Origin of the sequence: Plantibacter sp. VKM Ac-2880, assembly GCF_015351235.1 — a bacterium.
GTDB lineage: Bacteria > Actinomycetota > Actinomycetes > Actinomycetales > Microbacteriaceae > Plantibacter.
In genome coordinates this window covers 301,799-325,623 of the sequence record NZ_JADKSJ010000001.1, presented here as the reverse complement: position 1 = coordinate 325,623, position 23,825 = coordinate 301,799, and the positions used below count along the sequence as shown (strand labels likewise).

At 70.6% G+C, this 23,825-nt stretch carries 22 protein-coding genes; 13 read left to right on the top strand and 9 right to left on the bottom strand.

The window, feature by feature from the left end; all coding sequences use genetic code 11:
- Positions 1-8: 8 nt before the first annotated feature.
- On the bottom strand, positions 9-1,313 hold the full coding sequence (locus tag ITJ57_RS01560; protein ID WP_194668541.1) for an amino acid deaminase: 1,305 nt from the start codon (positions 1,311-1,313) through the stop codon (positions 9-11).
- 155 nt (positions 1,314-1,468) lie between these two features.
- Here ITJ57_RS01560 and ITJ57_RS01555 point away from each other — a divergent pair, with 155 nt between their 5' ends.
- The 3 genes from ITJ57_RS01555 to ITJ57_RS01545 all read left to right on the top strand — a co-directional run bounded on the left by ITJ57_RS01555 (position 1,469) and on the right by ITJ57_RS01545 (position 3,795).
- Positions 1,469-2,518 (top strand): sugar kinase, encoded by a 1,050-nt coding sequence (locus ITJ57_RS01555; protein WP_194668540.1) that lies wholly within the window; start codon positions 1,469-1,471, stop codon positions 2,516-2,518.
- Positions 2,515-3,279 (top strand): IclR family transcriptional regulator, encoded by a 765-nt coding sequence (locus ITJ57_RS01550; RefSeq protein ID WP_194668539.1) that lies wholly within the window; start codon positions 2,515-2,517, stop codon positions 3,277-3,279. The genes ITJ57_RS01555 and ITJ57_RS01550 overlap by 4 nt, the downstream gene beginning before the upstream one ends.
- 111 nt (positions 3,280-3,390) lie before the next feature.
- Positions 3,391-3,795 carry a RidA family protein gene (locus tag ITJ57_RS01545; protein ID WP_194668538.1) on the top strand — a complete coding sequence of 135 codons (405 nt, stop codon included), beginning with the start codon at positions 3,391-3,393 and terminating at the stop codon, positions 3,793-3,795.
- 261 nt (positions 3,796-4,056) lie between these two features.
- Here the strand turns inward: ITJ57_RS01545 and manD are convergent, their stop codons facing one another.
- The 3 genes from manD to uxaC form a co-directional block, all read right to left on the bottom strand.
- Entirely contained in the window at positions 4,057-5,295 is a 1,239-nt protein-coding gene (manD, locus tag ITJ57_RS01540) for a D-mannonate dehydratase ManD (protein ID WP_194668537.1), read from the bottom strand.
- A gap of 62 nt (positions 5,296-5,357) precedes the next feature.
- On the bottom strand, positions 5,358-6,827 hold the full coding sequence (locus ITJ57_RS01535; RefSeq protein ID WP_370582127.1) for a mannitol dehydrogenase family protein: 1,470 nt from the start codon (positions 6,825-6,827) through the stop codon (positions 5,358-5,360).
- Positions 6,824-8,236 carry a glucuronate isomerase gene (uxaC, locus tag ITJ57_RS01530; protein WP_194668536.1) on the bottom strand — a complete coding sequence of 471 codons (1,413 nt, stop codon included), beginning with the start codon at positions 8,234-8,236 and terminating at the stop codon, positions 6,824-6,826. Before uxaC ends, ITJ57_RS01535 begins: the two co-directional genes overlap by 4 nt.
- A gap of 190 nt (positions 8,237-8,426) precedes the next feature.
- Here uxaC and ITJ57_RS01525 point away from each other — a divergent pair, with 190 nt between their 5' ends.
- The 8 genes from ITJ57_RS01525 (at position 8,427) to ITJ57_RS01490 (ending at position 16,174) form a co-directional block, all read left to right on the top strand.
- Positions 8,427-9,689: a sugar ABC transporter substrate-binding protein gene (locus ITJ57_RS01525; protein ID WP_194668535.1), complete on the top strand. Its 1,263-nt coding sequence runs from the start codon at positions 8,427-8,429 to the stop codon at positions 9,687-9,689.
- Positions 9,689-10,660 carry a carbohydrate ABC transporter permease gene (locus ITJ57_RS19710; protein ID WP_370582126.1) on the top strand — a complete coding sequence of 324 codons (972 nt, stop codon included), beginning with the start codon at positions 9,689-9,691 and terminating at the stop codon, positions 10,658-10,660. Before ITJ57_RS01525 ends, ITJ57_RS19710 begins: the two co-directional genes overlap by 1 nt.
- The gene (locus ITJ57_RS01515) at positions 10,657-11,601 is read left to right on the top strand and encodes a carbohydrate ABC transporter permease (RefSeq protein ID WP_194668533.1); all 945 of its coding nucleotides are present in this window, start codon (positions 10,657-10,659) and stop codon (positions 11,599-11,601) included. Before ITJ57_RS19710 ends, ITJ57_RS01515 begins: the two co-directional genes overlap by 4 nt.
- Before the next feature lie 35 nt (positions 11,602-11,636).
- Positions 11,637-12,455 carry a sugar phosphate isomerase/epimerase gene (locus ITJ57_RS01510; protein WP_194668532.1) on the top strand — a complete coding sequence of 273 codons (819 nt, stop codon included), beginning with the start codon at positions 11,637-11,639 and terminating at the stop codon, positions 12,453-12,455.
- A 51-nt stretch (positions 12,456-12,506) separates the two neighbouring features.
- Positions 12,507-13,604, top strand: coding sequence for a Gfo/Idh/MocA family protein (locus ITJ57_RS01505; RefSeq protein ID WP_194668531.1), 1,098 nt, complete (start codon positions 12,507-12,509; stop codon positions 13,602-13,604).
- Positions 13,601-14,482 (top strand): sugar phosphate isomerase/epimerase, encoded by an 882-nt coding sequence (locus ITJ57_RS01500; protein ID WP_194668530.1) that lies wholly within the window; start codon positions 13,601-13,603, stop codon positions 14,480-14,482. The genes ITJ57_RS01505 and ITJ57_RS01500 overlap by 4 nt, the downstream gene beginning before the upstream one ends.
- An 85-nt stretch (positions 14,483-14,567) precedes the next feature.
- Positions 14,568-15,650: a LacI family DNA-binding transcriptional regulator gene (locus tag ITJ57_RS01495; protein WP_194668529.1), complete on the top strand. Its 1,083-nt coding sequence runs from the start codon at positions 14,568-14,570 to the stop codon at positions 15,648-15,650.
- Entirely contained in the window at positions 15,647-16,174 is a 528-nt protein-coding gene (locus ITJ57_RS01490; RefSeq protein ID WP_194668528.1) for a GrpB family protein, read from the top strand. Before ITJ57_RS01495 ends, ITJ57_RS01490 begins: the two co-directional genes overlap by 4 nt.
- A gap of 38 nt (positions 16,175-16,212) precedes the next feature.
- Here the strand turns inward: ITJ57_RS01490 and ITJ57_RS01485 are convergent, their stop codons facing one another.
- The 3 genes from ITJ57_RS01485 to ITJ57_RS01475 all read right to left on the bottom strand — a co-directional run bounded on the left by ITJ57_RS01485 (position 16,213) and on the right by ITJ57_RS01475 (position 19,688).
- Positions 16,213-16,968: an alpha/beta fold hydrolase gene (locus tag ITJ57_RS01485; protein ID WP_370582125.1), complete on the bottom strand. Its 756-nt coding sequence runs from the start codon at positions 16,966-16,968 to the stop codon at positions 16,213-16,215.
- 153 nt (positions 16,969-17,121) lie between these two features.
- On the bottom strand, positions 17,122-18,093 hold the full coding sequence (locus ITJ57_RS01480) for a helix-turn-helix transcriptional regulator (protein ID WP_194668526.1): 972 nt from the start codon (positions 18,091-18,093) through the stop codon (positions 17,122-17,124).
- A 95-nt stretch (positions 18,094-18,188) separates the two neighbouring features.
- A complete protein-coding gene (locus ITJ57_RS01475) occupies positions 18,189-19,688 on the bottom strand; it encodes a glycoside hydrolase family 36 protein (protein WP_194668525.1) in 1,500 nt (499 codons plus the stop codon).
- A gap of 147 nt (positions 19,689-19,835) precedes the next feature.
- Here ITJ57_RS01475 and ITJ57_RS01470 point away from each other — a divergent pair, with 147 nt between their 5' ends.
- Positions 19,836-21,050 (top strand): ROK family protein, encoded by a 1,215-nt coding sequence (locus ITJ57_RS01470; RefSeq protein WP_228506419.1) that lies wholly within the window; start codon positions 19,836-19,838, stop codon positions 21,048-21,050.
- A 30-nt stretch (positions 21,051-21,080) separates the two neighbouring features.
- Here ITJ57_RS01470 and ITJ57_RS01465 read toward each other — a convergent pair whose 3' ends face one another.
- Together ITJ57_RS01465 and ITJ57_RS01460 are read right to left on the bottom strand one after the other, a co-directional pair.
- Complete coding sequence (locus ITJ57_RS01465) at positions 21,081-22,139, bottom strand: Gfo/Idh/MocA family protein (protein ID WP_194668524.1); 1,059 nt, start codon at positions 22,137-22,139, stop codon at positions 21,081-21,083.
- The gene (locus ITJ57_RS01460; RefSeq protein ID WP_194668523.1) at positions 22,136-23,017 is read right to left on the bottom strand and encodes a sugar phosphate isomerase/epimerase; all 882 of its coding nucleotides are present in this window, start codon (positions 23,015-23,017) and stop codon (positions 22,136-22,138) included. The genes ITJ57_RS01465 and ITJ57_RS01460 overlap by 4 nt, the downstream gene beginning before the upstream one ends.
- 107 nt (positions 23,018-23,124) lie before the next feature.
- Between ITJ57_RS01460 and ITJ57_RS01455 the strand changes: the two genes are divergently transcribed.
- Positions 23,125-23,820, top strand: coding sequence for an HAD hydrolase-like protein (locus tag ITJ57_RS01455; protein WP_370582124.1), 696 nt, complete (start codon positions 23,125-23,127; stop codon positions 23,818-23,820).
- Positions 23,821-23,825: the final 5 nt, after the last annotated feature.

Below are 23,825 nucleotides of genomic sequence, written 5' to 3'. Positions count from 1 at the left end.
GGGTCGGCTCAGCCGAAGGTCGTGGTGACGGCGTCGACGGCGTGCGGTTCGGCGAGACGGACGTCGTCGACGACGATGAGCGCACGCCACTTGTCGAAGGTGGTGCAGGGGTGGGAGAGGCCGAGGCGGATCACGTCGCCGACCTCGACGTCGCTGCCGGGCGGCAGGGAGACGAAGGTGTGCTGGTCGTTCATGGCCGTGGTCGTCGCACCCGCCAGCGGTTCGACGATGCTGGACCCGGCACGACGGACACCCTGCACCTCAGGCAGCCCCTCGTCGAAGGGGAAGTCGCGCTTGCCGCCGTCGATGAGCGCGAGACCGGGCTCGGGGCGGGAGACGACCGTGGCCCAGCCGTGGATCGCCGAGCGGAACGCACCGACGCCTTCGTGCCGTCCGAGGGGCGTGATGCCGCGGTAGAAGCCGTCGTCGTGGGTGATGTAGGCGCCGGAGCGCAGCAGGACGTCGACGCGCCGACCGCGTGCACCGTCGAGGTCGCGCAGGCCGGCGAGGACCTCGGCGACGACGTCGAAGTAGGCGCTGCCGCCGGCGGTCACGATGACGGTGTCGACGCGCTCGTCGTAGCGGCCGCTGGCGAGCAACTCGGTGTGCAGCGCCGCGAGGGACTCGAGGTAGTCGCGGACGATCCGGAGCGAACCCTCGTCGCCGTGGTGCGCGAGCGCGCCCTCGTACCCGCTGACACCGGCGAGCGCGAGCTCTGGCGAGGCGACGACGGCGTCGACGATCTCCCGAGCGGTGGCGTGGTCGCGGGCCCCCGTCCGGCCGCCCGGTGCTCCCAGTTCGACGAGCACGTGCAGTGGACGATGTGGCGGCTGCTCGGCGAGCACGCGGGCCATGATCTCGACCGCGCGGACCGAGTCGGCCCACACGACGATCTCGGTGTCGCCCTCGTCCAACGCGCGCCCGACGGCGCGGAGGTGCTCAGGCTGCACCAGCGCGTTGGCGAGCATGACGCGGGGGATCGACCAGTCGAGGGCGATCGAGAGCTGCCACGGCGTCGCGACGGTGACACCCCAGCTACCGGCGTCGAGCTGGCGTTGCCAGAGAGCACGGTTCATCGTCGTCTTGCCGTGCGGGGCGAGCCCGACGCCGGCGCGCTCGCACCACTGCCGCATGGTCTCGACGTTGTCGGCGACCGCCGAGCGGTCGAGGGTGACGAGGGGCGTCGTGAAGTCGGCGAGCGCCGGGCGAGCTCCGAGGAACGTGGCCGCATCCGTTCCGACGGAGGCCGGCGGGAAGCCCTTGAGGCTGCCGTCGAGCACCCCGAGGTCGGCGGCGTCGAAGTCGTCCGTCATGGTCTCCTCGTTTCGGGTCCGAGCGTTGCACCACCGCGAACCGGCGAGGCAGGTTGCAACATGTGCAACGTCTATTGCACGGATTGCTACGTCTGTTCTAGCATTGCGACCACAGGCCGTCAACCGGACAGGGCCGCGACACGAGGGGAACCGTGATGACGACGTCACCGTCCACCGTGAGCACGATCGGCGAGGCGATGGTGGTCCTCCTCCCCGAGGGGCAGCTCCCCGTCGCCGAGGCGCGCGAGTACCGCACGGGCGTCGGGGGTGCGGAGTTCAACGTCGCGTCCAGCCTCGCTCGCCTGGGCGTCCCCACCCACTGGATCTCGCGCGTCGGCGACGACGGCTTCGGCGATTACATCCTCGAGACGGCCCGCAACGACGGCGTGCTCACCGACGCCGTCGAGCGCGACGACCACCGACCCACCGGGCTCTACGTGAAGGAGACGGTCGTCGGTGCCGACGGCGATCGACGACCGCGGATGCACTACTACCGCAGCGGCTCGGCCGCGTCGGCGCTCGGTGCCGACACCCTCCTGCATGACGCGACGCGTGCGGCCGTCACCGCGTCGGCCATCGTGCACACCTCGGGGATCACGCCCGCGCTGTCCGACTCGACCGCGGAACTCGTCGGCGAGCTGGGTGGAGCCCTCCCCGACGGCGCCGTCCTGAGCGTCGACCTCAACTTCCGGCCGCGCCTGTGGGAGCGCCGGTCCACGGCCGCACTCCACCGTCTGCTCGACCAGGCCTCGGTCCTCTTCCTCGGCACCGACGAGGCGGAGCTGTTCTTCGGGCATGCGGACGCCGAGCGGCTCTTCGCGGATCTGCCCACCCTGCAGCGCATCGTCCTGAAGGACGAAGAGAACGCCGCGACGACGGTCCACCGGGGCGTCGCGGAGCACTGCGTGGTGCGGTCCCTCTCGGTCGACGTCGTCGAGACGGTCGGCGCGGGCGATGCGTTCGCCGCCGGCTACCTCGCCGGCCTGGCCCACGGACTCGACGACGCCGCCTGCACGCGGCTCGGCCACGCGGTCGCGGCATCGACGCTCATCTGCCACGGTGACCGCCCGGAGTCCGTCCCCGACGCACCCGGCGTCCGGACCATCGTCGAGGCGGACGACGAGGCATGGGCCTCATGGCGGATCGCCGCCGATCGACCCTTGCCCTGGTCGACCGCCGGATCACCGGGGACGGTGGGCGCATGAGCCAGTCACTCTCCCGCGCGCTCGACCTCCTCCGCGAGATCGTCTCCGGCACGAACTCCCTCGACGCACTCGCGGCGACGGCCGGTGTGCACAAGACCACGGTGCTGCGCCTCCTGAACACGCTCGAGGAGCACGGCTTCGTCACCCGCGACGCCTCGTACCGCTACCACCTCGGGCGGGCGATGTTCGAACTGACGCAGACCGCCCTCGACGAGCAGGACGTGCGCGGAGTCGCGGCCCCGCACCTCCGCGCGCTCGGCGCGGCGACCGGCCAGACGGTCCATCTCGCCGCGTACGAGAACGGTTCAGTGTTCTACATCGACAAGGTCGAGTCGCGCCAACCGCTCCGGATGTACTCGCGCGTCGGCCTGCCAGCCTCGCTGTATGCGACCGGCGTGGCCAAGGTGCTCCTCGGTGGACTCGACGAGGCCGAGCGTCGGCGCGTCGTCACCGGCATCGTCTTCGAGCGGTACACGGACAAGACCATCACCGACGCCGACGCCCTCCTCGCAGAGATCGAGCGCTCCAACGGACGCGGGTGGGCCGAGGACCACGAGGAGCACGAGAGCTTCATGAACTGCGTCGCCGCGCCGGTGTTCGGGCCGGACGGCCGCGTCGCCGCCGCCGTGTCGATCTCGGTCCCGACGATGGTGCTCCCCCACAGCGGCGTCCGCGCCCTGCTGCCACAGCTGCTCGCCACCACGGAGTCGATCTCCGCCGAGCTCGGCTACGCGCCTCCGCCGCCGACCCCCACTCCCTGACCACTCCCCGGTCCCTGACCATCCACCCCGCCCCCTGACCACTCCCCGGTCGCTGACCCCCACCCCGGTCCCTGAGCTTGTCGAAGGGCCACCCACACGAAGGACACCCCCATGACCGCACGCACCGCCATCTCCACGACCGACGCTCCGGCTCCCGCGCACACCTTCTCGCAGGGGGTCCGCAAGGGCAACTTCGTCCAGGTCTCCGGCCAGGGCCCCGTCGACCCAGCGACGAACGAGTACCTGTTCCCGGGTGACGTCGCCGCGCAGACCACCCGCACCCTGCAGAACGTCGAGGCGATCCTCGCAGCCGGCGGTGCGACCTTCGACGACGTCATGATGCTGCGCGTCTACCTCACGAAGCGCGAGGACTTCGCGATCATGAACGACGCCTACGGCGAGTTCGTCGGCTCGCGCGTCACGGGCGGCGTCCTGCCGTCGCGCACCACGGTCTTCACCGGCCTCCCCCGCGAGGAGATGCTCGTCGAGATCGACGCGATCGCCATCGTCGACTGACCCCGTCCTACCGCGCGAGGTCCTGCGAAGGGAGCAAGCCAGAGCGACGCCGCGGCCATTTTCAGAGTCTCGGTCCAGCTCTTGAGTCAGCTCGTGTACTGACGGCAAGCCCTAGGCTCTTCCCCATTTGCCAGTTGGTGCAGCTGGGAAAACTCGTCGAATATTCGTCAACAGCTCCAAGTCAACGTGAACGCGGGCCTGCGGAGGGGCGCACTCACGCCGCATCGGGTTAGCGAGCCGCGCGCTACGCCCGGCCCACGATCACCAGTCGTGGACGGTGCCGTCGGCCAGGCGGTTGTAGGGCAGGTAGGCGCGCTGGTACGGGTACTTGCCGGCCTCGTCGACGTCGAGCTCGACACCGAGACCGGGAGCCTCGCCCGGGTGCAGCATGCCGTCGGCCCACGTGTAGGACTGCTGGAACACGGCATCGGTCTTCTCGCCGTGCTTCATGTACTCCTGGATCCCGAAGTTGTGGATCGCGAGCCCGAGATGCATCGCGGCCGCCATGCCCACCGGGGAGATGTCCGTCGGCCCGTGCATGCCCGACTTGATCTGGTACTGCGAGGCGTAGTCGAGCACCTTCTTCAGATGCGTGATCCCGCCCGTGTGCGTCACCGCGCTGCGGACGTAGTCGATGAGCTGCTCGCGGATGATCTGCTGGTAGTCCCACACCGTGTTGAAGATCTCGCCGATCGCGAGCGGGGTCGTCGTGTGCTGCCGCACGAGGCGCAGGGCCTCCGGGTTCTCCGCGGGCGTGCAGTCCTCCAGCCAGAACAGGTCGTACGGCTCCAGCGACTTCCCGAGCTTCGCCGCCTGGATCGGCGTCATCCGGTGGTGCCCGTCGTGCAGCAACGGCAACTCCGGCCCGAACTCGTTCCGCACCGCCTCGAACACCGTCGGCAGGTGACGCAGGTACGACCGGGTGTCCCAATCCTCCTCGTTCGGCAGGCCGCCCCGCTGAGCCGGCTCGTGGTCGTAGCGCACGCCCGTGTTGCCCTCGAAGGTGGCGTTGGAGGCGATCCCGTAGATCGACTTCAGCCCGGGCACCGCGGTCTGGATGCGGATCGCCTTATAGCCCTGCGCCTGATGCTCGCGGACGCTGTCGAACAGCTCCTCGTTCGTCTTGCCCGACGCGTGCCCGTACGCGAGCAGCCCCGTCCGCGACGCCCCACCGAGCAGCTGGTACACGGGCATGCCCGCCGCCTTGCCCTTGATGTCCCACAGCGCCATGTCGACCGCAGCGATCGCCGCCATCGTCACCGGACCGCGACGCCAGTACGCCGAGCGGTACAGGAACTGCCAGGTGTCCTCGATCCGAGCCGCATCGCGCCCGAGCAGCAGCGGCACGACGTGCTCCGCGAGGTACGCGACCACGGCCTGCTCGCGCCCGTTCAGGGTGGCGTCACCGAGCCCGGTGAGCCCGTCGTCCGTCGTGAGCTTCAGGGTCACGAAGTTCCGGTCGGGACTCGTGACGATGACCTCGGCCTTGTCGATGTTCATCGGTGCTACTCCTTCGTACGGTGCGACCGAGGTGGCCGCGCGGGGGTCGAGCGGATGTGGTGTCAGGGCCGCGGGCGGATTCGGACCAGGTCGGCACCGAGGCGTTCGACCTCGGCGACGAGCGCCGGGCCCCCACCCCTCGACGGATCGAGCAGGCGTGGGTCGATCAGGCGGACGAGTGCGGTCGTGCGCTCGGTGCCCGGCAGGCGCAGGGCCTCGGTGATGGCGTCCGCGGCCGCGTCCCCCGGGCGGTCGTCCGTCTGCACGGCGCGCACCCAGGCGGCGACGACGCGGAGCGAACCGGTCCCGGGGCGACCGGCTGCCAGCTCACCGAGGAGGGTCGAGACGATCCGGACGCGCAGCTTCGTCACGCCTTCGAGCGCGATCTGCTGCAGCCGGTGTTCGATGCGGGCGTTGTCGAAGCGCTCCAGCAGCGCACGTCGGTAGGCCGCCAGGTCGAGGTCCTCCGGGAGGTGGCGCTCCGTCTCGTCCCAGTACTCCTCGACCCAGGCTCGGCACGCGGAGTCGCCGACGGCTTCGGCGACCGTGGCGTGCCCGCGGAGCGGTCCGGCGTAGGCGAGCAGGCTGTGCGCACCGTTGAGCAGGCGGAGTTTGCGTTGCTCGAAGGGCTCGAGGTCGTCGACGAAGCGGACCCCGGCCCGCTCCCACGCCGGTCGTCCAGCGGGGAAGTCGCCGCTCAGCACCCAGTCGGTGAAGGGCTCGGTGACGACGGGCACCGCATCGGAGCAGCCGGTGAGGGCGGCGGCCGCCACCTCGTCCGCGGGGGTCGGCCGCGGCGTGATGCGGTCGACCGAGGCCGAGACGAACGACACCTGTTCGGCGATCCACGCCGCGGTCGCCGGGTCGACCCGCTCGGCGAGCGCGAGCACCGCGCCCCGGACGAGCGCGCCGCCGTCGGCGATGTTGTCGCACGGGACGATCGCGATCGGGCCGGCTCCAGAGCGACGGCGCGCCTCGAGACCGAGCACCAGCCGACCGAGGGCCGTCGTCGGTCGGGCCTCCGCGAGCGCCTCCTCGGCGCGGCAGGCGGCGGACAGGATGGCGACGTCCTGCTCGACCGCCGGATCCGACGCGTCCGGTCGGCCGTCGGTGTCGAGGCGGTACCCGGACTCGGTCACGGTGAGCGTGACGATCGCGGTCGACTCCAGGGCGAGGAGGTCGAGCAGGCGCGGGAGGTCGGCTCCGTCCCTGGCCTCGACGATGGAGCCGACGACGGTCGCCGTATCGCCTGCGGCCGACCGCTCGACGACGGTGTACAGGCAGTCCTGAGCGCTCAGCTCGGTCGCGGCCTGTGGGCTTCGGCCGGTGAACGCGGCGATACCCCACTCGTGCTCGGGGTCGGCGAGCTGCGTGTACCAGGCCTGGTGCGCGCGGTGGAAGGCGCCGAGTCCGAGGTGGACGATCCTGACCGGCGCCGTCGGGAAGCCGGGCAGCAGCGCACGCGACAGCCGGGGGGCCGTCTCCGCTCCGTGGTCCGCGTCGACGGGACGCTCAGCCGATGGCGCCCTCACAGCTTGAACACCCGTCGCGGCTGGTCGACCACGAGGTCGTGGATGGTCCGCTCGGCCGTCACCCGGTCGACACGCCCCTCCCGGACGAGCCTCGCGAGGAACGCCGCGTCGAGGCGTCGCGACATGTCGTGGCGCGCCGGGATCGAGAGGTACGCCCGGGTGTCGTCGATGAACCCGGACCCTCGCGAGAAGCCCGCGGTCTCCGTCACGGCCGCTCGGAAGCGGAGCACGGCGTCGGGTGCGTCGAGGAACCACCACGGTGCGCCGATGAAGACGCTCGGGTAGAACCCGGCGAGCGGGGCGATCTCCCGCGAGTAGCTCGTCTCGTCCACGCTGAAGAGGACAAGGTGGAATCCGGGAGCCGTCCCGAAGCGTTCGAGCAGTGGGCGGAGGGGCTGCACGTAGTCGGTGCGCACCGGCAGGTCGTGGCCGGTGTCCGGCCCGAAGCGTCCGCGCGTGGCCGAGTGGTGGTCACGGAAGACGCCCGGATGGACGGTCATGACGAGACCGTCCTCGACGCTCATCCGAGCGCTCTCGAACAGCATGTGGGCGGCGAAGCGCTCGAGCTCGGCGGCGTCGGCGGTCCCCGACAGCGCCCGGTCGAAGAGGGTCTGCGCCTCGGCGGCGTCGAGCTCCACGGTGCGCGGTTCCAGGACCCCGTGGTCGGCGGACACCGCGCCGTGCTCGATGAAGTGCCGACGACGGCCGGCGAGGGCCTCGAGATACCCGCGGTGGCTCCCCTCCGGCGTCCCGTTCCAGGCGGCGAGCGCGGCGACACGTTCCGGCCAGCCGGGCTTCGACGGGTCGAGGTACGCGTCGGGGCGGAACGTCGGGAGCACGCGCCCCCGGAACCCGGGATCGGCCGCGAGCGCGGCATGGGCTGCGAGGTCGTCCATCGGGTCGTCGGTGGTCGCGAGCACCTCGATGCGGAAGCGGTCGAAGAGCGCACGCGGGCGGAACGCCGGCTGCTGGAGGGCCTCCTCGATCGTGGTGAAGAGTCGGTCCGCGTTCGCCGCGTCGGGCTGTTCCGTGACACCGAACTGCTCACCGAGGATCGTGCTCAGCCAATACCCGGAGGCGGTGCCGGCGAAGCGGGGCCACTCCTCGCAGAACCGACGCCAGGCGTCGCGCGGGGCGGCGACGGCCCCACCGTCCGTGGCGTCGGGCACGCCCACCTCGGCGAGCGAGTGACCGGAGGCGTGCAGCAGGCGGGTCACGTAGTGGTCGTGACGGAGGAAGAGCTGGGTGGCGTCCGTGAACGGGGTGTCGTCGACGAGGATCGCCGGGTCGACGTGGCCGTGGGGGGAGATGATCGGCAGCTCGGCGACGGAGCGGTAGAGCTCGCGGGCGACGTCGCGCGTCCCCGGATCGGCGGGGAGCAGGCGGTCTGGATCGTTCTGCAGCGTCATTGGCACGCCTCCATTGAAGCCAGCGACCGACACCCTGTCAACCGATTGCCACCACTTGGTGGCAATCGCTTGCCACGTCGCGGACCTTCTGCGAGACTGATCCCGCTTCCGCCCAGGACGTCACGGTCAACCACCGCTGAAACGCTTCACTGCCGCGAGGAGCGCACCCCCGCTATCAAAGGAGATTGCAGTGGCAAGCAGCATTCGTTTCGGAATCGCGACCGCGGGAATCCTCGCCCTCGCACTGACCGCCTGCTCAGGGCCGGGCGGCGACGACTCGGCCGACGGCCCGGTGACGCTCGAGTTCTGGGCCTGGGGCTCCAACATCGACAAACGCGTCGAGGTGTGGAACGAGGCCAACCCCGACATCCAGGTGAACATCTCGGCCCCTGCGAGCGGCGCCGACATGCCCGTCCGCGTGCTGAGCGCCGTCCGCGCCGGCGACGGACCCGACATCGCCCAGGCCGAGTACACGCAGATGCCCACCTACGTCTCCGCCGGGGTACTCGCCCCGCTCGACAGTGCGAAGGCGGAGCTCGAGGAGGCCTACTCCCCCACGGTGCTCGACACCGTCTCCTTCGACGACACGATCTACGGCGTCCCCCAGGACCTCGGGCCGGCGCTGTTCGTCTACCGCAACGACCTCTTCGCCCAGTACGGCCTCACACCGGCGGCCAGCTGGGACGACTTCCGCGCCCTCGCCGAGCAGGTCCGCACGCTCGACGGCGACCGGTACCTCTTCAACTTCAGCTCCATCGACGCCGACCAGTTCATGGGTCTCGCCCTGCAGAACGGGGCCGAGTGGTGGGACTACTCCGACGAGGAGTGGAGCGTCGACATCGCCAGCGCGCAGACGCAGGAGGTCCTCGACTTCTGGCAGGGCATGGTCGAGGACGACCTCGTGAGCACCTACCAGACCGGCAGCCCGGAGCAGATCGAGGCGACCGCGAGCGGCCGCGTGCTCGGCACGATCGCCGGGGCGTGGGCGCCTGGTCCGCTGCTCAACCAGTACCCCGACACGGTCGGCCTGTGGTCGGCCGCGCAGATCCCGCAGTGGGACACCGCCGACCCGAGGGTCTTCGCCCGCGGCGGCTCCGCCAACGTCATCCTCAAGGAGAGCCCGCACTACGAGCAGGCCCTCGAATTCATCACCTGGTTGAACGCCTCCGAAGAGGGAGCCGAGGGGCTCGTCGAGGTCAACAAGTTCACCGGGGCACTCCACGGCCAGGAGATCGACCGCACGCCGCCGGACCTCATGCCGGAGGACACCACGTACTGGCCGAGCGCCACCGAGGCCGCCTCGAAGCTCGTGTCCGTGCAGTGGGGACCGAACACGCAGGTCGCCTTCACCGCGATCACCGACGAGCTCGGCAACGCGATCGAGGGGACGAGCCCATGGGCCGACGTCCTCCCGAAGGTGCAGGACATCGTCCAGAAGGACCTGGCCGGGTAGTGACCGTGCCGACCATCGAGCAGCCCCGTGCCCGCGGCACCGCCGCGGGCACGGCCCCCACCGGACGGCGCGTCTCGCTGACGCGCCCGCACCACCTGTTCGCCTGGGGACTCATCGCACCCGCGGTCGTGCTCTTCGTGTTCGTCTTCATCATCCCGATCGTCTATTCCGGCGGCCTCAGCCTCATGGGGACGGCGGCCGGAGCGAGCGCCTACGGCGTGCGTGAGGAGGTCTTCGTCGGGCTCGGCAACTACGTGAAGGTCCTCGAGGACCCGACGTTCTGGACCAGCCTCGGCAACCTCGCCGTGTACGCGCTGTTCCTCGTCCCGATCATGATGCTGACGGCCATGCTGCTGGCGCTCCTCCTCGACCTGCCCCGCGCCCACCTCCGGGCGTTCAGCCGCATGGCGATCTTCCTGCCGTACGGCGTCCCGAGCGTCATCGCGGCACTCATGTGGGGCTTCCTGTACGTGCCGGAGATCAGCCCGATCTACCAGCTCGCGGAGACCTTCGGCCTGCAGTTCCCGACGCTGTTGCGCGGCGACCTCGTCATGACGGCGATCATCAACGTGGTGCTGTGGGGTGGGATCGGGTTCAACACGATCATCCTGTACACCTCGCTGCAGTCGCTGCCGAAGGAGCAGATCGACGCCGCCCGCATCGACGGCTGCGACGAGCCCCGGATCGCCTGGTACATCAAGCTGCCGCACATCGTGCCCGCGACGATCCTGACGGGCCTGTTCTCGATCATCGGCGCGCTGCAGGTGTACAGCGAACCGCAGATGCTCTCGAGTCTCACGCCGGCCATCAACTCGACCTACTTCCCGCTCATGCGGGTGTACCGGGACGCCTTCGCCCACGACGACCTCAACTCGGCGTCGGCGGCTTCCATCATCCTCGCCCTCGCCACCGTGCTGCTGTCGCTCCTGGTGCTCGGTGGGCAACGCCTCGCCGCTCGGAGGAACGCATGACCACCACCGCACGCACCCCGGAACGGGTCGAGGAGGACCGACGTGCCAGGGAGACCTCGCGCCGGAGCCACCGCGAGCACGACCGCAAGCCGCAGGGTGGTCCGAGCCTCGTCCGGAAGCTCGGCGGCCTCCTGCCCACGATCGTCCTGCTCATCGCCGTCGTCTACTTCCTGCTCCCCATGGTCTGGGTCGTGTTCGCCGCGACGAAGAGCACCGGCGAGCTGTTCTCGACGGGCGCCTTCTCCGTCGGGTCGAGCCTCGTCGACAACCTGGTCGACCTCTTCGAGTACGAGAACGGCTCGTTCACCCGCTGGTTGGGCAACAGCTTCATCTACTCGATCGGCGGAGCGCTGCTGTCGACGGTGATCTCGGCGGCCGCCGGGTACGCGCTCGCGCTCTACCGGTTCCCCGGCAAGAAGGCCGTGATGGTGGGGCTGCTCGCCGGTGTCCTCCTGCCGACGATCACGCTCGCGATCCCGCAGTACATGCTGTTCGCGCAGCTCAATCTCACCAACACCTACTGGGCGGTGCTCATCCCGATCTCGATCACGCCGTTCGGGATCTACCTCTCCTACGTGTTCGCGCGGGGGTCCGTCCCGCAGGAGCTCCTCGAAGCCGCACGCGTGGACGGGTCGAACGAGGGGCGCACCTTCGTCTCGATCGGCCTCCCGCTGCTGTTCCCCGGCCTCGTCACCGTGTTCCTGCTGCAGTTCATCGGCGCCTGGAACAACTTCCTGCTGCCGTACATCATGCAGTCGAAGTCGGAGCTGTCCCCGATCACCGTCGCCATGTTCCTCATGCTCAACCGCGGCGGCAGCGAACCGGTGCTCTACTCGGTGGCCATCGCGGGCGCGCTCGTCGCCGTCATCCCCGTCGTGATCTTCGTCCTGGTGTTGCAGCGCTTCTGGCGCCTGGACCTCATCTCGGGAAGCCTGAAGTAGCCATGACCCTCCACTCCACGAACGGAAGGACCCCCATGTCCGACACGGACACGCGATCCGCCACGAACCCGACGACTCAGCGGTACCCGCTCAGCGGCTACGGCGTGATCGTGCCGAGCGAGCGCATCGCCGGAGCGTTCGCCGCCGGCGCCGATTACGCCGAGTCGACCATCGTCGGCAACCTCGTCATGGCCGAGGGCGAGGGCTGGGTGCGCAACCCCGCGTACGACGCGACGGTCCGCCGCGGTTCCTTCGCGATCCTGTTCCCCGCCGAGCTGTCCCTGGCGGACCCTGGCGTCCCGGCGGACCGCGTCACCGCCTACCTCGACGCCGCCATGCCCATCATCGGCTCGGTCGCGGAGCCGGGCGCGAAGATCGTCTTCGGAAGCGGGACCGCGCGCACCATCCCCGACGGGGTCGACCTCGCGGCCGCACGGGCGCGGTTCGCGGAGGTCGTCGTCGAGACCCGCGACGCCGCCGAGCGGAACGAGCTGCAGATCGTCCTGGAACCGCTGAACCGACGCGAGACGAACCTCCTGAACTCCCTCGAGGAGACGGTCGCGTTCCTCGACGAGTTCGGCATCGAGCGCGTCCCCGTCGTCGCCGACCTCTTCCACATCATGCTCGAGGCCGAGTCGCTGTCGGTCGTCCGGGACCTCGGGCCGCGCATCGGTCACGCGCACATCGCCGATGCCGAGCGACGACCCCCTGGGCAGGGTGACTGGCCGCTCGCACCCTTCGTCGAGGCCCTCCGGGAGGGCGGCTACGACGGCCCCGTCACCGTCGAGTGCCTCTTCGAGGACTTCCAACCGGAACTCGAAGCCGCCCTCGCGCACCTCCGCCGACTTGCCTGAGCCGGCACGACCGCACCCCGCATCACCCACCGAACTGGAGCGAACCCCCGCATGACCCGACCGCACCGCATCGCCATCGCCGGCGCCGGCATCATCTCGAAGCAGCACGGCATCGTCATCGACCAGCTGCGCGACGAGTTGGAGCTCGTCGCCGTCGCAGACCCCGAACTCGCGAAGGCGGAGGCCCTCGTCACCGAGCGCGGCGGACGGGCGTTCGTGAGCCTCACCGAGGCGCTGGCGCAGACCGACCCGGACATCGTCGTCGTCTGCACGCCCACCGGACTGCACGCCGATCTCGCCATCGAGGCGCTCGAGGCCGGGAAGCACGTCATCATCGAGAAACCGGCCGACGTCACCGTCTCGCGGACCGACGACATCATCGCCGCCCAGGAGCGAGCCGGGACGCTCGTCACCGTCATCTCGCAGCACCGGTTCGACCCCTCGACCGAGATCATCCTCGACGCGGTCGAGCGCGGCGACTTCGGTCGGCTCACCTCGGGCATCGCGTCCGTCGACTGGTGGCGCGGTCAGAGCTACTACGACTCCGGGGACTGGCGCGGCACGTGGGCGCTCGACGGCGGCGGTGCACTCATGAACCAGGGCGTGCACACGGTCGACCTCCTCGTCGCGGTGCTCGGGCGTCCGGTCGAGGTCTTCGGCTACACCGCGCTGCTCGCCCACGAACGGATCGAGACCGAGGACGTCGCGGTCGGTGTCGTGCGGTTCGCCTCGGGCGCGCTCGGCGTCCTCCACGGCTCCACCGCCGTCTACCCGGGCCTCATGGCCAGGCTGCAGGTGCACGGCGATCGCGGGTCGGCGGTCATCGAGAACGACCAGCTCACCTACTTCCACGCCACCCCAGCCGGCACGGAGCGCGCCGAGGCGTTCTTCGGTTCGCAGGGCGCCGGCACCAACCAGGCCGAGCAGTTCACCGAGCAGACCCAGGCCGGTTCCAGCGTCGCCGGCCAGATGTCGGACGCGCATCTGCGGCAGTACCGGAACGTGCTCGCCGCGATCCGCGGCGAGGAGCCGTTGCGGGTGACCCTCGCGGAGAACCGCCAGGCGATCTCGATCATCACCGGCCTCTACGAATCGGCCCGCACCGGAGCGCCCGTCCGCCTCGACACCGTTCCGGCGGTGGCCCGATGAACGCCCGGCAGCCCCGGGTGGCGGCGAACCCCATCCCCTACTGGAGCGCACGCGGCAAGACACGCGAGGTGTTCGAGGAGGCCTTCGCCGACTTCCAGCGCATCGGCTTCACCGCGGTGAAGGCCGACATCCCCGAGGACATGACCGCCGACGAGTACCGGTCCTGGATCGACGGCTACGGACTGGCGCCGTCGCTCAGCCTGTTCAGCAACTCGTTCGACGAGACCGTCGACCTGGCCGAGGTCCTGGAGGCCGCCAAGGCGTTCGGTGCCGCACAGGCATCACTCGGACTCGACCGGACGATGATCTCCTCCATGTCGGTCCCGGCCCGCATGGCCACCCCGGCCGTGGGAGCGGACTTCTCCCAGGAGCGCCTCGACCGCGCCATCGACTACGCCGGCCGCACCTGCGAGGTCCTCCTCGCCGAGGGGATCCGTCCGCTGCACCACTCCCACGTCGGCGGGGTGTTCGAGACCGAGCACGAGATCCGCAGCCTGCTCGACACCCTGGGGCCGGACCTCATCGGCTTCGGTCCCGACACCGGTCACCTGCGCTGGGCGGGTGCCGACCCCGTCGCCATGATCACCGACTACCGCGACCGGGTCGGGGGCATCCACATCAAGGACGTCTACGCCGACCACCTCGACGGCGCCGGTGACGGCACGCTGTCGTACCACGAGACCTCCCAGACGAAGCGCCTGTGGGCGGAGCCCGGGCTCGGCGTGCTGGACTTCGACGCCATCGTCGCGGCGATGCCGGAAGACTACGACGGCGACTACATGATCGAGGTCGACTTCCCGAGCGTCGAGAGCGTCTTCGAGTCGCACCGACTGTCCTACGAATGGGCGAGCCACGCGCTCGAGGACGGGCGCCGCTGAGGGCCCGGGGTGACCCCGCGAGCCACGAACACGGCAGTACGATGGCTCAGGTCGCCGACGGCGGCGCTGGAGAGGAGCGAGCCCCATGAGCACCTCTGACGCGTCAGCCGAAGTCGTCCTGCCGGTACCCGACACCGAAGCGCCCGACGTCGAGGTGCCCGAAGCCGCCGCCGCGCCCGCGAAGACGAAGCGAGCCGCGACCATCTACGACATCGCGCAGCTCGCGGGCGTCAACCCGTCGACGGTGTCACGAGCACTGAGCCGCCCTGGCCGGATCAACGAGAAGACGGCGCAGAAGATCCACGACGCCGCGAGGCAGCTCAACTACGTCGCCAACCCGGCCGCCCGCGCGCTCCCCACCGGACGCACCGGCACCCTCGGCCTCATCGTCGCCGACATCACCAACCCGATGTTCTTCGACGTCGTCCGCGGCGCTGAGCGGGAGGCGGCGGAGCGCAACTACACGCTCGTGCTCGCGGAGTTCAAGGAGTCGGCGGAGATGGAACTGCTGACCGCCAGACGGCTCATGCCGTCGGTCGACGGGCTCATCCTCGCGACCTCGAGACTCCTGCCCGACGACGTCCGTGCGCTCGGCCAGGTGAAACCCGTCGTCGTGATCAACCGCCAGGTCGACGACGTCGACAGCATCGTCGCCGACATCGACCCCGGCCTCACCGCGGCGATCGACCATCTCGTCGGGCTCGGGCACCGCCGTCTCGCGTTCGTCTCCGGCCCCGGCCGGTCCTGGATGTCCCGGCATCGGTGGAGCCGGACCCGGGAGCTGTGCGCCGAGCGCGGGATCGAGACGGTGCGGGTGCCGTCGACGCAGCCCGACATGGCCGCGGGCAGGGCGGCGGCCACGTCCGTGCTCGAGACGGGTGCCACGGCGGTCCTGGCGTACAACGACCTCCTGGCCATCGGCATCATGCTGGAGCTGCGCTCGCGCGGCGTCGAGATGCCCGCCCAGCTGAGCCTCATCGGCTTCGACGACATCTTCGGTTCGGACTTCACGACCCCGGCGCTCACCTCGATCCGCAGCCCGCACATCGCCTCCGGCTCCTACGCCGTGCAGACCCTCTTCGCGCACCTCGGGGGCACCGACGTCCCGGTCATCACCGACCTCGCGACCACGCTCATCATGCGCGAGTCGACCGCCCCGCCGCGATGATCGAGCTGAGCGGACACCGGACGGCGTGGGCCGAGGCGTTCCAGCTCGAGGCGGCGCGGCTCACGGCGGCCCTGCACACCGAGGTCGACGCGATCGAGCACATCGGCAGCACCGCCGTTCCGGGACTCGTCGCCAAACCGATCATCGACCTCGCCGCGCGGGCGTCGGACGGCACCGATCCCCGCACCCTCGGTCCGCTGCTGGTGAAGCTCGGCTACGACCCGAAACCCGCCGGCCCCACCACGCACGCCGTCTACGCCCGGTCGGACGGCAGCAGGCGCACGCACCTCCTCCACGTGTTCACCGCCGCCGACTGGGAGCACTGCAACCAGCGGCTGTTCCGCGACAAGCTGCTGCACGACGCGTCCGCCGTGCGCCGCTATCAGGACCTCAAACTCGGCCTGGCCGCGGCGCACGACGACGGCCGCGCCTACACCGCGGCGAAGCTCCCCCTCATCGAGGAGCTGCTGAACGAGGAGCGCGCGGCGCGAGGCCTCCCGCCGACGACCGCCTGGGACAAGTAGCGCCCGAGGTCCGCCGGCCGGCCCGAGGGGTGGGCGTCTCAGTCGGCCCCGTCGACGAAGGCGCGGATCGCCGATGCGACCGCCCGCGGCGCCGTGTGCTGCACGACGTGGCGGTGACCGGGCACCACGGCCATCGAACCCCGCGCCGCGCGATCACGGAGCAGACGGCTCCAGTCGGCACGCGCGATCGGATCGTTCCCGCCTCGGATGACGAGCACGGGAGCGGCGACCTCGGCGAGGCGGTCCTCGATCGGGTAGTCGATCATCCGCCGGACGTGCCGCAGGTACCAGGACGGTCCGGCGCGGAGGTAGTCGGCGAACACCCGCTGGTTGACGCCGGGCGTCTCGCCGACCGTGTCGTGTGCCAGCGCCAGGGCCTGCAGGGGCATCGAGCGACGACGACGATCGGTCACCGGCCCGATGAGCACCAGGGCCTGGACGAGGTCCGGTCGCTGCGCGGCCAGCTCGACGACCCACTGGGTCCCCATGGAGTGGCCGACGAGGACCGCGGGCCCGGCGCCGAGCGCGTCGAGCACCTGCGCGAGCCCCGAGGCCGTCTCGGCGACCTCGAGCGCATGGTCGGGTTTCGCCACGCCGCCGAACCCGGGGAGGTCGACGGAGACGGTGTCGCCGTCGGCCGCGAGCTCGTCGTGCAGCCTGGCGAAGTACCGGTGCGAGGTGCCGACCCCGTGGACGAGGACGAAACGGACGGCACCGGTGTCGCGCTCCGCGGTCGTCGAGATGACCCGGTAGGAGCGGCCGTCGAGCACGAACTGCTCGTCGCGGCGCGTCACCCCTGACCGCTTCGGGAATCGCTGTGTCGCTCTGTCGCCATGCGGACACGGTATCGGTCGGCCCGGCCCACCCATGACCCCTTGCGCACCAGGTCGGCGCCCTTCGACAAGCTCAGGGACCGGGGTGGGGCTCAGGGACCGGGGGGACGGGGCTCAGGGAACAGGGCGGACGCTCGACGCCAGCGTGACGCTCGGGTACTCGCCGAAGCGGCTGGCGTAGAACGCTGCGAACCGCCCGAGATGGGAGAACCCCCACCGCCGGGCGAGCTCGGCGACGGTCGCCAGGCCCGGCTCGGCGTCCCGCAGCTCCTGCCGGACCCGGTCGAGGCGGATCGAGCGGAGGTAGTCGGTGGCGGTGAGGTCGTACTCCCGACGGAACGCCGTCTGCAGGCTGCGCGGGCTGAGCCCGGCTGCAGCGGCGATCTGCTCGGTCCGGATGGGGCGGTGGGCGTTGGCGATCATGAACTCGACCGCAGCCGCCGTCTTCCGACCGGACGCCGCGACGCGGTCCCGCCGTGGCTGCACGGCCAGATGCGGGAAGGTCTCGAGTAACGCGACCGCTGCCGTTCGGTTCGCCTCAGCACGGAGCACGTCCGAACTGCCGTCGTCGTAGATCACCCGACCGGTGTTCGTCACCGTCTCCGTCCATCGCTGCAGCGCCTCGCCCTGTGGCCGGAAGGTCGTGTCGAAGGTGATCGGGCCGACGGAGCCCTCGAGCTCATCGGCGACGCCCTCGAGGTACGTTCCGCCGAAGTGCATCATGTTGAGGCGGTAGTCGATGAGGTCGAACTGTGACGGGCGGTCGTTCGCGAACATCGCCGGCAGCCCGTGGTGGAGCTCCATCGGCGAGCCGAGCAGATCGGTGACGCCGTCGCCCCGGGTCAGCCAGGACACCACGTACTCGCCCTGCGTGAGGGAAGCGCCCGTGATGCGCCCGTCCACCTGCGACGCGCGCAGCGCAAGATCGTCGTCGCCGACGGAGGTGAAGCGGTACCGGAACTCGCCGGCGGTCGGTTCGACCGTCATCCGCCCGATGTTGTAGGCGGCACCGTACAGCTCCCGAGCCTGATCCACATCGGTCCCGGCGGCCTCGAACCGCTGCGCGGACCCTGGTTTCGCGCTCATCCTGCCCAGAATCTCACGACTCCGGCGCAGCTCCTCCATCGGGCGAGCACGCTTCGTTTTGTGGATAACGCGTGGCGACCGACGAACGGTGCGTGTCAGCCGATGAACGAGGTGTCGGAGACGGGCTCACCGGCCACGATCGCCGTCAGATCCACGTCCCGGCCGTCGAGGCGGAACGTGAACCGGCCCGTCTGCTCGACGACGGGCGTCTCCGACAGGTACCGCCGCAGCTCCTCGCGTTCGTCCTCCTGCAACCAACTCACCGGGTCGGAGGTGGACTTGAACTCCAGGATGGCGGCGACGTCCTGGAGGATCCCGCGCTCGGTGGGGTCGAGGAGGTTCCGGGCGCTGCGGAAGTAGACGGCGTCGGGGTCGACCTCGTAGACGTCCTTCAGCCAGACGCGGTTGACGGAGTCGACGATCGAGTTCCAGGCGCCGACGCCCGAGGGGTCGCCGATCCGTTCGGCGTTGTCCCAGAACGGGCCGACGTCCGGGCCCACGCGGGCGCCGTCGAACACGCCGACCGACGGGATCATGGGTACCCCGCAGCCCAGCAGGTACACCTCGTCGCCGACGGTCTCACGGATGAGCGAGATCGCGTCGCGGTAGGCCGTCTCGCGGTGCACGTCCTGATGGCGACGGCCGGCGACGGCACCCGCGTACATGAAGTCGAGCTTGAGGTAGCTGAAGCCCCAGCCGGTGACGCGTTCGAAGACCTCACGGAGGTGGTCCTGCACCTCGCGCTGCGTGGTGTCGAGCGAGTAGTAGTGCGACTCCCAGTTGTAGCCGGTCGCGAGGGGCCGACCAGCGTCGTCCTGCACGAGGAGGTCAGGGCGTTCGCGGGCGATCGTGGAGTCCGGCAGCGCGATCATCGGTGCGAGCCACAGCCCCGGGCGGAAGCCGGCTGCGGAGATCCGCTCGGCGGTCGCCCGCATGCCGGACGGGAAGTCAGGTCCGGCGGTCCAGTCGCCGACGATCGGCTCCCAGCCGTCGTCGAGCTGGAAGACGTCGACCGGGTATCCGGCGAGGTCCGTCACCGTCCGGGAGATCAGGTCTTCGTCGATGCCCTCGTAGAAGGAGTACCAGCTGCTCCAGACCCGACCGGCCCGCTGCGTGCGCCGACCGAGCCGTTCGGACAGCACCGCGGCGTAGTCGGCGAACGCCTGCCGTTCAGGCCCGAAGGTCACGAACCACTCGGCTTCGTCGGTCTCGCTCCGCGCCCAGATGGTGTTGCGGTCCGCGCCGACGCGTGGGTTGCCGAGGCCGAGGGTGCCGATCAGCAGCACGGTGCCGTCGGGCCCCGCGATCGCGCCGACACCGCTGCCGGAATGGTGGTGCGGGGTCTCGTTGAGCGCGTCGTCGGCGGTGAGGAGTCGGTTCGGGCTGTTCTTGATGCCGATGGTCTCGCCGTCGGTCGTGGTCCAGCCGCTCGGGCTCCACGAGTTCCAGCCGTGCCGGTAGAACCCGGTGTCGCCGAACGGGTGGAGGAGCGCGACGGGGCCGGCCGGCACGATGAAGCCGGTGCGCGTCGCGACGGGTGCGCCGGGAAGGTTCGCGGGGACGCGGAGGTCGCCGAAGGTGAAGGTGTGCAGCATGGTGGAGGCCCTCTCGTGGGTGTTCGACCGCCCGACGGCGGCTTCCGGTCGGTCGACGTGGGTAGAGTCGGACCGACGAGCAGTTAATACTGCAACGTGGCGTGATAAGTCGCAAGAGGTCCCTGGACATCGAGAGAGAGGACGGCCATGGCTCCCGAGGCGATGATCGATTCGACCGGCGGGTCGATGGGCAGCCGCTCCCTGCTCCGCCGCATGAACTCCCTCGGGATCCTGCGTGCGGTCCTCCAGGCCCCCTCGACCCTGCGGACCCTGGCGAACGACTCGGGTCTCTCCCGGACGGCCGTCGACGCGATCGTCACCGACCTCGTCGGGCTCGGGTGGTTGGAACCCGCTGAGGCGACCGCGACCTCGAGGATCGGCAGGCCGGCCGCGGCCTACCGGATCCGCGCCGGACTCGGGCACCTCCTGTCGATCGACATCGGCGCGAACCACATCCAGGTCGTCGTCGCCGAACTCTCGGGTGCCGTGCTCGGGCAGCGCACCGCGCACCTCGACGAGGACACCGAGGCCGCGGAACGCCTCGCGACGGCGCTCGCGACCGGCGATGCGGCCCTCGCCGACCTCGACCTCGACCGCCGTTCGGTCTGGGTCACGACCATCGGCTCGCCGGGCGCGATCGGGCGGAACGGCGAGGTGCTGTACTTCGGCGGAACGGGCCTCCCCGGCTGGGTCGGACTCGACCTCCAAGACTGGTTCGGGCGTGAGTTCGACGGTGCCGTGCTGGTGGAGGGCGACGTCGCCCTCGGCGCCAACGCGGAGCTCGCCCTCGGTGCGGCACGGGGCCGACGTGACGTCGTCTACCTGCTCTGCGGGGTGCGGACGAGCGGCTCGTCGATCATCGACGGCAGGGTGCACCGCGGCGTGCACGGTGCCGCGGGCATCGTCGGCGAGATGCCCGAACTCCGCTGGTCGCGGCTCGACGAGGAATACGGCGGCTCGGTCCTCGGCACGCCGCGGCCGTCCCGCGAGGAGATCTTCGACGCGGCGCGTGCCGGCGATCGGATCGCGGGCATCGCCGTCGCGGAGTTCGCCGACGACCTCGCCACGGGCGCGGCGGCCCTCACCCTGGCGGTCGATCCGGAGCTGCTCGTGATCGGTGGTGGCAGCGCGCCCGGTGCCGACGTCTTCCTCCCGCGCTTCATCGAGACACTCGGTACGATCTGCCCGCTCCCGCCGGAGGTGGTCGTCTCAGCGCTGGGCTCCGAGGCGGTGGCGCTCGGCGGCATCAGCCTGGCGTCGCAGCGGCTCGACTGGGTGCTCGAAGTCGCCGTCCGCGAGCGGGAGCGGTTCCCCGGCCCGGAGGAGGCTCGCCGCCTCGCCCGGCAGGCACCGGTCTCCTGAGCCTCCGCCCCGCCCGCCCGGAGCGCGTCGTCAGGCGGTGGCGTCCGCTGCGGGCAGGTCCGTGGCCGGCGTGACACGGTCCGGGATCGCGTCGTCGTAGACGTCCTGGATCACGTCGAAGGCCTTCCGCGCCTCGGCCGGGTGGAGCCAGAAGGCACCGGGCTCATCGAGTCCGGCGTAGAAGTCCTGGATCAGTCGCTCGTGGGACACCCCCCAGTACGCGCGCTCACCACTGGCGGTGGCCCGCTCGGCCGTGGTCTCGACCCGGCCGTCGGCGAAGCGTGCCGTGAGCTCGGCGCCGAGGCTCAACGTCCCCCGCTCGCAGACGACGTCAATCGTCACGGGTAGGTTCGCGACGCCGGCGACCGTCGCGTAGACGGTGCTCGTCGCGCCGCCTGCGTGCACGACGCGCAGCTCGGCCGTGTCCTCGACTTCGATCACCTCCGCGAGCGCGCGGGTCGCGATCGATCCCGTCGCGGCGATCGGGTCGCCCACCAGCCACTGCACGAGGTCGATCGTGTGGATGGCCTGGTTCATGAGCAGCCCGCCACCGCCCGTGGCCCAGCGGCCCCGCCACGGGCGGTCCTCGTAGTAGGCGGCGGTGCGATGCCAGGGGACGACCGCGGAGGCGCCGAGCACCGCCCCGAGCTCACCGGAATCGAGGAGTTCCTTGGCGCGTTCCGCCGGTCGGTTGTAGCGGTTCTGGAAGCACACCGCGATCTTCGCCCGGCTGTGCTCCGCGGCCGCCACGAGCCGGTCGGCCTCCGCACGCGTGTGGGCGAGCGGTTTCTCCAGGACGACGTCGATCCCCCGTTCGAGCGCACGAACGGCCTGATCGGCGTGCAGATGGTGGGGCGTGCAGAGGTGGACGACGTCCGGTCGCGCCTCGTCGAAGAGGCGGTCGAGGTCGGTGTACCCGGGGACGCCGGTCGCCACGCTCACCGCGTCGAGCCGGCCGGCGTCGACGTCGCACACCGCCACCAGCCGGGCACCCGGCACCGTCGCGATGGCAGCGAGGTGGAGGGCGGAGATGTCCCCGCACCCGACCACGGCGACGCGGCGGACGACGGGCTGCGGCTCGCGGGTCATCGCAGCCCGATCCCCAGCTCGTCGGTGAGTCGGCGGAACGCCCGGGCCGCGACGCCGAACGAGGCCGGCCCGGAGAAGCCGCCGAGCGCATGCGTCTCGGACAGGTGCGGCTCGAGCGAGGCGAAGCCGGTGTAGCCGTCGTCACGCAGGGCGGTGAGCGTCTCGCGGAGTTGGCCGTCGCCCTCCCCCGCCGGGACCACCTGACCCGACTCGGCGACCGCGTCCTTCACCTGCAGGTAGTCGACGTACGGGCGGAGCATCGCGTAGGCGTCGTCGAACGGCGCGACACCGCACTGGACGAAGTTCGCGTTGTCCCACGCCAAACGGAGCGCCGGCGATCCGACCGACTCGACGAGGTCGAGGATCCGTTCGGGCACGTCGCCGTAGATGTCCTTCTCGTTCTCGTGGAGGAGCACGACCCCCTCGCGCTCCGCCAGCTCGGCGAGGAGCCGCATGCGGACGAGGACGTCGTCGCGGGTGTCCTCGACGCGGACGTCCGCACCGCGGAAGAACGAGAAGATGCGGATGTTGGTGGTTCCGAGCGTGTGGGCGACGGCGATCGCGCGGGCGAGGCGGGCGACCTCGAGCTCGGCGTCGAGGGCCACGTCCACCTTGCCGATGGGCGAGCCGATGGCGGAGACCCCCATCCCCGCCTGCTCCAGCTGGGCGGCGAGGCGGGCCGACTGCTCGGTGTCGAGGTCGATGACGTTCGTGCCCCAGACGCTCCGCACCTCGATGTGGGAGGCGCCGAGTGCTTCGAGCACGGCGATCTGCGTGGTCGGGTCCGCGTCGATCTCGTCGCCGAATCCCGACAGGGTCCAGGTCACCGGGTGCTGTGCATTCACGTGCGCTTCCGCCTTCGCGTTCGTTCTCGTCATCGGGAACCGGGCAGTCGCACTGCCGGTCATGCCAGCCTAGAAGGTTGGCAACCGGTTGACAACCCCGCTAGCGAGACCGTTCACGGGCGGACCTTAGGATGGACGGCGTGACCGACCTCTATCTCGCGAGCACGACCGTGTCCTTCCACCGCAGCTGGTCCTGTGTGCTGTTCGACCTCGACGGCACGATCGTGGACTCCGCCCCCGGCATCATCTCCCGCATGAAGACGACCCTGGCGAACGTCGGCGCCGCCGTGCCCTCCGACGAATCGCTGCTGCGGTGGGTCGGTCCACCACTCCTCGACTCCTTCCGCGACTTCGCCGGGATGGACCCGCTGCAGTCGCAGCTCGCCCTCGCCGAGTACCGACGCCAGGTCGCCATCGAGGGTGCCGAGGTCGGGACCGCCGTGTTCCCCGGGATCGCCGGGCTCCTCGCCCGCATCTCCGAGGCCGGCATCCCGCTCGGCCTCGCCACGTCGAAGCCGGAGTCGCAGGCGAACACGATCCTCGACCACTTCGGCCTCAGCCAGTACTTCACGGTCGTCACGGGCGCATCCGAGGACGAGGTCCGCAGCAGCAAGGCCGACGTCATCGGCGAGGCGCTGCGGCGCCTCACGGCCGCCGGCGTCGACACCTCGCGGACCGTGCTCGTCGGCGACCGCCTCCACGACATCGAGGGCGCGACCGCCCACGGCATCCCGACCATCCTCGTCGAGTGGGGCTACGGCTCACCGGCGGAGGCGGCGGACGCCCTCGCCGTCGTCCACTCCATCGACGCGCTGTCGAGTCTCATCACCGGCTGACCGAG